Consider the following 1,590-nt stretch of genomic DNA (forward strand, 5'->3'; position numbering starts at 1 on the left):
GAGATCAAAGCCGATCAGCGCCTGCCCCGCCTTCACCGCCTGGCCCTCGGCCACGTGGACGCTGAAGCCCTCGCCGTCCAGGGCCACCGTCTCCAGCCCCACATGCATCAGGATCTCGGCCCCGTTGCCCGCCCGCAGCGTCACCGCATGCCGCGCCCGGTGCACCGAGATCACCCGCCCGTCGCACGGCGCATGCAGCACCGAACCCGTCGGATCGATCGCCAGACCATCCCCCAGCATACGCTCGGCGAACACCGCGTCCGGCGTCTCCTCCAAGGACGCTACCCAGCCTTGGAGGGGAGCGTTCAGCAGCAGGCCTCCGGAAGGCGCCACGTCCATGACGTGTCGCCCAGGGCCGGCTCGCGGGGCGCTTGCAAGGGATGACTGATGGCTGGGCATAGATGCCATTTTAATACCATTCCAAAAACTCTCATCCCGACGGAGAGCCGAAAACAGTTTGACACAAAAGCGGTTTATCGCCCTGTTGCGATTTATCGGACCAAATCGGCCGACAAAAGAGGACTTAGATTGGTATGTATGCAATGAGCTGCTCCGAAACGCGGCGCCAAGCTCGACCTCTGGTGGGAAACTAACCCATGTTGCTCTCCGAACGCATCGGTCCGATCGAAACCGCCTCGTCCGCCCCGCTCTATCTGCAGCTCCAGAAGGCCCTGCGCGAGGCGATACAGCACAAGGTGCTGACGCCGGAAGACGCCCTGCCGCCCGAGCGCGACATGGCCGAGGACTTCAACGTCTCGCGCATCACCGTGCGCAAGGCCCTGGAGGGCCTCGTCCATGAAGGCCTGCTGACGCGTCGCCAGGGCGCGGGCACCTTCGTGGCCGCTCGCGTGGAGAAGAACTTCTCGAAGCTGACCTGCTTCACCGAGGACATGATCTCGCGCGGCCGCAGCCCGCACAGCGAGTGGCTGGCCCGTATGGAAGGCGCGGTCACGCCCGAGGAATCGCTGACGCTGGGCCTGTCGCCCAGCACGCCGGTCTATCGCTTTCACCGCATCCGCTACGCCGACGGCGCGCCGATGGCGGTGGAGTACTCGACGATCGCCGCCTTCGCCCTGCCCTCGCTCGAGGTGGTCGACCACTCGCTCTACGAGGCCATGGCCAGCGCCGGCTACAAGCCCGTCCGCGCCCTGCAGCGCCTGCGCGCGGTGCTGATCACCCCGCAGCACGCCAGCCTGCTGGGCGTGAAGGCCAAGGACGCGGGCCTGCTGGTCGAGCGGCGCGGCTTCCTCAAGGACGGCCGGGCGGTGGAAGTCACCCAGTCCTACTACCGCGGCGACACCTACGACTTCGTGGCCGAACTGAACGACCCCGCCTGATTTCCTGATCACCCCGAGTATCGGAGTACAGCCCGTGACGGCGCTGCCCCATTCCCATTTCCAGCCCCTCGTCGCCGAAGCCACCGGCATGTTCCAGGAGGCGGGCGAGGCCGCGCGCGTGGTGGCGCGGCAGGTGGCGGCCAATGCGCGGGTCGCAGCAGCGATCGGCGAGCGGCTGCGGGCCAGCCCGCCGCGGGCGGTCGTCACCTGCGCGCGCGGCTCCAGCGACCATGCGGCCACCTTCGCCAAGTAT

2 protein-coding genes and 1 pseudogene are annotated in these 1,590 nt (G+C 67.3%); 2 read left to right on the plus strand and 1 reads right to left on the minus strand.

Features of this window, described 5'->3' with window-relative positions:
- Nucleotides 1-339, minus strand: a 339-nt coding sequence (locus G5B46_RS24075; protein ID WP_165263212.1) for a PTS glucose transporter subunit IIA, incomplete at its 3' end; no start/stop codon positions are given.
- 257 nt (nt 340-596) lie between these two features.
- Between G5B46_RS24075 and G5B46_RS24080 the strand changes: the two genes are divergently transcribed.
- Nucleotides 597-1,337, plus strand: coding sequence for a GntR family transcriptional regulator (locus G5B46_RS24080; protein WP_165263214.1), 741 nt, complete (start codon nt 597-599; stop codon nt 1,335-1,337).
- An 88-nt stretch (nt 1,338-1,425) separates the two neighbouring features.
- Nucleotides 1,426-1,590: pseudogene (locus G5B46_RS24085) on the plus strand (iron dicitrate transport regulator FecR); the annotation flags it as partial.

This window comes from Caulobacter sp. 602-2 (assembly GCF_011043625.1).
Classification (GTDB): Bacteria; Pseudomonadota; Alphaproteobacteria; order Caulobacterales; family Caulobacteraceae; genus Caulobacter.